Source organism: Pseudomonas sp., assembly GCF_049590575.1.
Taxonomy (GTDB): domain Bacteria; phylum Pseudomonadota; class Gammaproteobacteria; order Pseudomonadales; family Pseudomonadaceae; genus Aquipseudomonas.
In genome coordinates this window covers 1-6856 of record NZ_JBAWDE010000146.1, presented here as the reverse complement: position 1 = coordinate 6856, position 6856 = coordinate 1, and the positions used below count along the sequence as shown (strand labels likewise).

4 protein-coding genes and 1 pseudogene are annotated in these 6856 nt (G+C 64.8%); 3 read left to right on the top strand and 2 right to left on the bottom strand.

The window, feature by feature from the left end:
- Positions 1-2328, top strand: a 2328-nt coding sequence (locus WBR57_RS11165; protein ID WP_424083876.1) for a non-ribosomal peptide synthetase, incomplete at its 5' end; no start/stop codon positions are given.
- A gap of 105 nt (positions 2329-2433) precedes the next feature.
- Here WBR57_RS11165 and arnT read toward each other — a convergent pair.
- Positions 2434-4089 carry a lipid IV(A) 4-amino-4-deoxy-L-arabinosyltransferase gene (arnT, locus tag WBR57_RS11160; protein WP_424083878.1) on the bottom strand — a complete coding sequence of 552 codons (1656 nt, stop codon included), beginning with the start codon at positions 4087-4089 and terminating at the stop codon, positions 2434-2436.
- A gap of 188 nt (positions 4090-4277) precedes the next feature.
- The gene (locus WBR57_RS11155) at positions 4278-4952 is read right to left on the bottom strand and encodes a histidine phosphatase family protein (protein ID WP_424083877.1); all 675 of its coding nucleotides are present in this window, start codon (positions 4950-4952) and stop codon (positions 4278-4280) included.
- Between the two features lie 274 nt (positions 4953-5226).
- On the opposite strand from WBR57_RS11155, the gene WBR57_RS11150 reads away from it, so the two are divergent.
- Together WBR57_RS11150 and WBR57_RS11145 are read left to right on the top strand one after the other, a co-directional pair.
- The gene (locus WBR57_RS11150; RefSeq protein ID WP_424083875.1) at positions 5227-5886 is read left to right on the top strand and encodes an ABC transporter ATP-binding protein; all 660 of its coding nucleotides are present in this window, start codon (positions 5227-5229) and stop codon (positions 5884-5886) included.
- Positions 5883-6856 (top strand): annotated as a pseudogene (locus WBR57_RS11145) (ABC transporter permease); the annotation flags it as partial. The gene WBR57_RS11150 and the pseudogene WBR57_RS11145, both read left to right, overlap by 4 nt.

Genomic DNA, 6856 nt, shown 5'->3' with positions numbered 1-6856 from the left:
CTGGGCCGTTTGCAAGCCGGCGAGGGCGCGGACCGGGCGCTCGGCATGTTCATCAACACGCTGCCGTTGCGCCTGCGGCTGGCCGGGCAAAGTGTGGCGGATGCAGTGCGGGACACCCATCGGCAGCTCAGTGCCTTGCTGGCCCATGAACAAGCCTCGCTCGCGCTGGCCCAGCGTTGCAGCAGCGCCGCGCCGCTGTTCAACAGCCTGCTCAACTACCGCCACACCCATGCCGACGCCGCATTACAGTTGGTCCCCGGCATCGCCTTGCTCAGCAGTGAAGACATTCTCAGCTACCCGCTGATGCTCACCGTGGACGACACCACCAGCGGCTTTCAGCTCAAGGCCAAGGCGCCACGCCAGATCGGTGCCGAGCGCCTGCTGGGTTACCTCGACACCGCGCTGAACGGCCTGGTGCGCGCGTTGGAACAGGCTCCGCAATCAGCTTTGCGCGAGGTGCCGGTGTTGCCGGCCAGCGAGTTGCGCACCCTGTTGGTGGACTTCAACGCCACCGCCACCGACTACCCCGACGCCCTGACTGTGCACGCGCTGTTTGAAGCCCATGTGCGGCTGAACCCAGAGGCCATCGCGGTGCAGGCCGGCGCGCAGCAACTGACTTACCGCGCACTGAACGAGCGCGCCAACCAGCTCGCCTATCACCTGCGCGAGCGCGGTGTACAGCCGGATTCGCGGGTGGCGTTGTGCGTCGAGCGCGGGCTGGACCTGGTGGTGGGCTTGCTGGCGATCCTCAAGGCCGGTGGCGCCTATGTGCCGCTGGACCCCGGCTACCCGCGCGAACGCCTGGCCTACATGCTGCACGACAGCCAGCCGGTGGCGCTGCTGGTGCACGCCGCCACGCGCGAGGTGCCGGGCGAGGTGTCGATCCCGGTAATCGACTTCGACCACTGCGCCTGGCGCCAGGCGCCGGTGGGCAACCCGTTGGTGCCGGGCCTGAGCGTGAGCAACCTGGCCTACGTGATGTACACCTCGGGCTCCACCGGCACGCCCAAGGGCGTGATGATCGAACACCGTGGCCTGGGCAACCTGATGCACTGGGGCTCGCAACTGTGCCCGAACGCCGAAGGCGGGGCCTTGTTGCAGCGCGCGCCGTTCAGTTTCGATGGCTCGGTGTGGGAGCTGTTCTGGCCGCTGGCTAACGGCATGCGCCTGGTGCTGGCACGGCCCGACGGGCATCGCGAGCCGGCGTACCTGGCGCAGGTGATTCGCGAGCAGCAGATCACGGTGATCAAGTTTGTGCCGGCGATGTTGCAGCAGTTTCTCGAGCTGGAAGAATCCGCGCTGTGCACCAGCCTTACCGATGTGCTCTGCGGCGGCGGCGAACTCACCGAAGCCTTGGCGCGTGGCGTGCAGGCGCGTCTGCCCAGGGTGCGCCTGCACAACGTGTATGGCCCCACCGAAGCCACGGTGGACAGCAGCGCCTGGACCCTGGAGCCCGGCGCGCCGGTGCCGGCGCTGCAACTGCCGATCGGCCGCGCGATCAACAACACGCGTTTGTACGTGCTGGACCAACACGATGCGCCGGTGCCCATCGGCGTCAGCGGGCAACTGCATATCGGTGGGGTCGGCGTTGCCCGGGGCTATCTGGGCCTGGAGCAGATGACGGCCGAGCGTTTTATCGACAGCCCGTTTGTGCCCGGCGACCGGCTGTACCGCACCGGCGACCTGGTGCGCTACCTGGCGGACGGCAACCTTGAATTCCTCGGGCGTAATGATTTCCAGGTCAAGCTGCGCGGGGTGCGCTTGGAGCTGGGGGAAATCGAGTCCCGCCTGTTGGCGCATCCGGCGTTGCGCGAAGTGGCGGTGCTGATTCGCGATGAGCGCTTGGTCGCATACTTCACCGTGCGTGCCGCGGTGCCGAGCCTGGAGGCCCTGCGCGCGCACGTGCTGGAGCAGTTGCCCGAGTACATGGTGCCCGCAGCCTTTGTGCAACTCGACGCCTTGCCGCTCAACCCTGCCGGCAAGCTCGAGCGCAAGGCGCTGCCGGAGCCAGGCTTGGAGGCGGTGGTCAGCCGCGCGTATGAGGCGCCACTAGGCGTGGTGGAAAACCTGATGGCCGGGATATGGGCCGAGGTCCTCAAGCTCCAACGGGTAGGGCGCCATGACCATTTCTTCGAGCTGGGCGGGCATTCCCTGTTGGCGGTGAACCTGGTAGCGCGCATGCGCAAGGCGGGGTTGGAGGTGGACGCACGCACCTTGTTCAGCCATCCGACCCTGGCGCAGTTGGCCGCGCGTACCACCACCCAGGTGCAGCGTGTGGAGGCCCCGCAGACGGCTATCCCGCAACTCAACCGCCGCCGCCGGATCTGAAGGTGCGCTCACTGTTCGGCCGGTTCGGTCACCCGTTGATGCAGGCAAAACCCGGCGCCGCAGCGGAGGGTGTGCTGAACCCCGCAAGTCCAGGCAGCCCTGAAATCAAGGCAACGGCGGGTACACAATCAACTGCAAATACCCCTTGGAATAGCGCTTGCCTCCAGGCGGAAGTTGCCCGGCTTCGCGCATTTCGCTGGTGCTGCTGATGCGCATCAGCACGCCGACCGAACCGTGTCGGCGCGCTTCGGTGAGCCAGGCTTGGACGTTTTCCGGTTCGACTTTGCGTTGCGCCGAACCCGCATATTGCAGGCCGTAGCGCAGCTCGCCCTCGGTGGCGTACAGCGCGACGTCCGGGCGTTGCAGGCGCCAGGCCATGGCGCTCGCGTTTTCCAGGGCATTGGCCAGCAGTGCGTGGGTTTGCTGCAGTTCGTCGATGTGTTCCAGCACGAATGGGTCGGGCATTTCGTTATCGGCGATCTGCGCCGGCATGCTCGCCGGCAGCAAGATCACCAGCAAGCCAATGCCCAGGGCCGGCATCGCCCACAGCGTCAGCGGGCGGAAGGCTTGCAGCAGGTTGGTGAGGATCCACACCAGCAGCACGATGAACGCCAGGGACAGGCTGAACATTTCGGCGTGGCTGTGACCGTACAGCGGCCTGGCGATTTGCAGGTAGATCAGGCCGATCATGGCGGCCATGCCAATCGCGAAATTCAGCCAGCCATTGAGGCACAGGGCGCGTGCTTTGCCCTGGCTGAGCAGGTCGGTCAGGGTATGCCCCATCAGCAACGCCAGGGGCAGCAGGCACGGCATGATATAGGTCGGCAGCTTGCCGTTGCTCAGGCTGAAAAAGCCCAGCGGCAGCAACAGCCACAGGGCTAGGAAGCGGATTGCCGGCTGGCGTTTTTCCACCCAGGCCTTATGCAGGGTGTTGGGCAGCAACCCGGCCCACGGCAGGCACGCCACCGCGATGATCGGCAAAAAGAACCACCAGGCCCGTACGTGTTGCGCGTCGCCGGCGCTGAAACGGCGGATATGTTCATTCCAGAAAAAGAAGCGCCAGAAGTCCGGCTCCTGTAGATGAATCGCCACTGCCCAAGGCAGGCACGCCAACACCGCTACCCCCACGGCCAGCGGGCCATACCGCAGCAACTCGCCGAGTCGGCGTTGCCAGAGCATGTACGGCACGGCAATCAGCACCGGCAACGCCCAGGCCAGGAACCCCTTGGTCATGAAGCCCATGGCGCAGGCCAGGCCCAGCACGGCCCAGGCTCCCAAGCGGGCACGTGTGCAGGGGCTGTGGAGGGCAAACCACAGGGCGACCAGGCTCAGGTTGACCCACAGGGTGAATTGCGGATCGAGGTTGGAATAGCCCGCCTGCCCGGCCACCAGGCCGAAGCTCAAGTAGAGCAGGGCACAGGCGAAGCTTTTACGCGGGTCATTCCACAGGCGGCGGGCGATCAGATAGGCCAGCGCCACGCTCAACCCGGAGGTCAGGGCCGAGGCGATGCGTACGCCGAACAGGTCCTGGCCGAACAGCGCCTGGCCCAGGGCGATCAGCCAATAACCGCCGGCGGGTTTTTCGAAATAGCGGATGCCCATGTAGTGCGGTGCCACCCAGTTGCCGCTCAGCAGCATTTCCTGGCTGACCTGGGCGTAACGGGTTTCATCCGGGGTCCACAAACCGTGCAGGCCCAGCGGCAGCAGGTAAAACGCGGCAAAGGCGAGGAATAAAAGCTGCAGGGGTTTTAATCGAATCAGCACAACGTCGCTCCCTGACGTTTTAAATAAGGTTTTTCAAGTAATGAAGTCAGCGTAGAAAACATCACGGCGATCACTGAGTTACAAAAAATAGTCATGACGCCCTTAATTAAAAGGCGCAACTAAACATGCCAGAACAGGGCTGTCTTTTTGCTGAACATACGCCGAGGCGGCAGGCAGCGAAGTGCTTAGAGTTGCTTGAGCGTGGCGGGCCAGTCGGCGTTCTTGACGATGCCCAGGGGCTTGAATTTGCCGTCGGGCAATACCTGCACGAACAAGGCGCTGCCGTACTCGGGGAACGCGGCATGCGCAAAGCCCAGGGTGCTTTCGAAGTCGGCAATGCAGCCGCTGTGGGTGACGAATACCAGGTTGCGCCCCGGGGTTTTATGCTTGAGCAGTTCTTCACCCATGGCCGCGCCGCAGACGGCTCTCTCGCCCGAGGTCAGCTCATTTTTACCGAACATGAAACGCAAGGTCTGGGCGGTGCGGATGGCCGGGCTGGCAAGTACGTCACTGCCGTCCATGCCCAGTGTTTTAAAGGCCTTGCCGAGGTTTTCGGCTTGCTGGCTGCCGTTGATCGTCAGGCCTTCCACGGGGCCCAGGCAGGGGTTCTGCGAGCGGTCGCAACGCTCTTCGTGGCGCACCAGCACGATCAGGTCGCCGTCGCGCCACAGTGGCAGCACGTCGGAAGTCAGCAGGCGGTTGCCCACCCCGAGGTCGCGTGGCGACAGGGGCCACAGCAGGCTGGCGGCGAGCAGCAGGCCCACCAGCGCGAGCCCCAGCCAGCGCAGTTGCGGGCGCCTGAAAAAGCCCCGGCGCGAGCGTGGTTTGGGCAGGGAAAGGTCAACCACTTCATTCACCATGGGCACCGTCGGCAAGGTTGTCATTATCAGGCGCAATGTGTCGGCGAATGCCCACAGTAAAGCCAGAGGCTGTCACAGGGTGGCTGTCTTTTCGCTGAACATAGTGCGGTGAGAAGTTGCCAGGCGCGGCAACTAACAAGTTGCCGTCACATGACGCTTGGCCGGTAATTTAGAGTGAGGCGGGTGGGCAACCGGTGAAATCCATGTGAAAAATTTGCGTGGCCGCAATCCGCAGCCGTTATTCTCGATGGCCGCCCATCAATCGAGTGTTTTTATGTTGCAGGTGCAAGGTGTCTTCAAAAGCTATGCCACGCCCCAGGGGCCGTTGGCGGTGTTGGCGGGTGTCGACCTGCACCTGGCCGCGCGCAGCAGCCTGGCCTTGATGGGTGAGTCGGGCAGTGGCAAGAGCACCTTGCTGCACCTGGTGGCCGGGCTGGACCGGGTGGATGGCGGCAGCATCAGGGTCGGTGAGCAGCGCCTCGACAGACTCGGCGAAGCGCAACTGGCGCATTGGCGGCGCACCGAAATCGGCCTGGTGTTCCAGCAATTCAACCTGATCGGCAGTTTGCGCGTCGACGATAACCTGGCATTCCAGGCGCGCCTGGCAGGGCGCTTCGATGCCCAGTGGCAGGCGCAACTGGTGGAGCGCCTGGGCCTTGGGGATTTGCTCAAGCGTTATCCGGAACAACTCTCGGGCGGCCAGCAGCAACGGGTCGCGGTAGGACGCGCATTGGCCTCGCGCCCCGGTTTGCTGTTGGCCGACGAGCCCACCGGCAACCTCGACGAAGCCACCAGCGACGAAGTGCTGCAGCTGTTGCTCGATTTGCTGCGCGACAGCCCCACCAGCCTGTTGATGGTCACCCACAGCCCGCGCATCGCCGCACGCCTGGACCGGCAAGTGGTGTTGCAGCGTGGACGGGTCGTGTCTACATGAGGGTGTTTTATTGGACGCTGCGCGCGCTGCTCAGCCATTGGCGACGGCATCCGGTGCAGTTTTTCAGCGTGTTGACCGGGTTGTGGCTGGCCACCGCCCTGTTGACCGGGGTGCAGGCGCTCAACAGCCAGGCGCGCGACAGCTACGCTCGCGCCAGCCAACTGATCGGCGGCGAACCCCAGGCCAGCCTCAGTGCGCCGGATGGCGCGAGTTTCCCGCAAGCGTTATTTGCCCAACTGCGCCGCACCGGTTGGCCGGTGTCGCCGGTGGTGCAGGGGCGGGTGCAGCTCAAGGGGCTGGAGGACGTGCGCCTGCAACTGATGGGCATCGACCCGCTGTCGCTGCCCGGCAGTGGCGCAGTGGCGGGGCAACAGTTGAGCCAGGCGCAGATGCTGGCATTTTTTGCGCCGCCGGGGCGTACCTGGATCGCCCCGCAAACCTTGCAAGCGCTGGGGCTGCGTGAAGGTGAGCAACCGCTCACGTTGAGCGGGCAGAGCCTGCCGCCCTTACAGGTCCAGCAAGACATGGCGCCCGGCCTGTTGCTGACCGATATCGGCTTCGCCCAGCCGCTGTTGGAGATGCCGGACCGGTTGTCGCGCCTGCTGGTGGACAAGGCCTTTGCCGCCACCCATCCGACGCCGCCCGCCGAGCTGCAACTCAAGCAGGGCGAGGACAATAACCTCGCGCGCCTCACTGAGAGCTTTCACCTGAACCTCGACGCGCTGGGCTTTTTGTCGTTTGTGGTTGGCCTGTTTATCGTGCACGCCGCTATCGGCTTGGCCCTGGAGCAACGGCGCGGGCTGTTGCGCACCCTGCGTGCGTGTGGGGTGAGTGCGCGCCTGTTGATCCTCGGCCTGGGGGTCGAGCTCGGCGCCTTGTCGCTGCTCGGCGGCGTGCTTGGCGTTGCCAGCGGTTACCTGCTGGCCAGCCTGTTGCTGCCGGATGTGGCTGCCAGCCTGCGCGGCCTGTA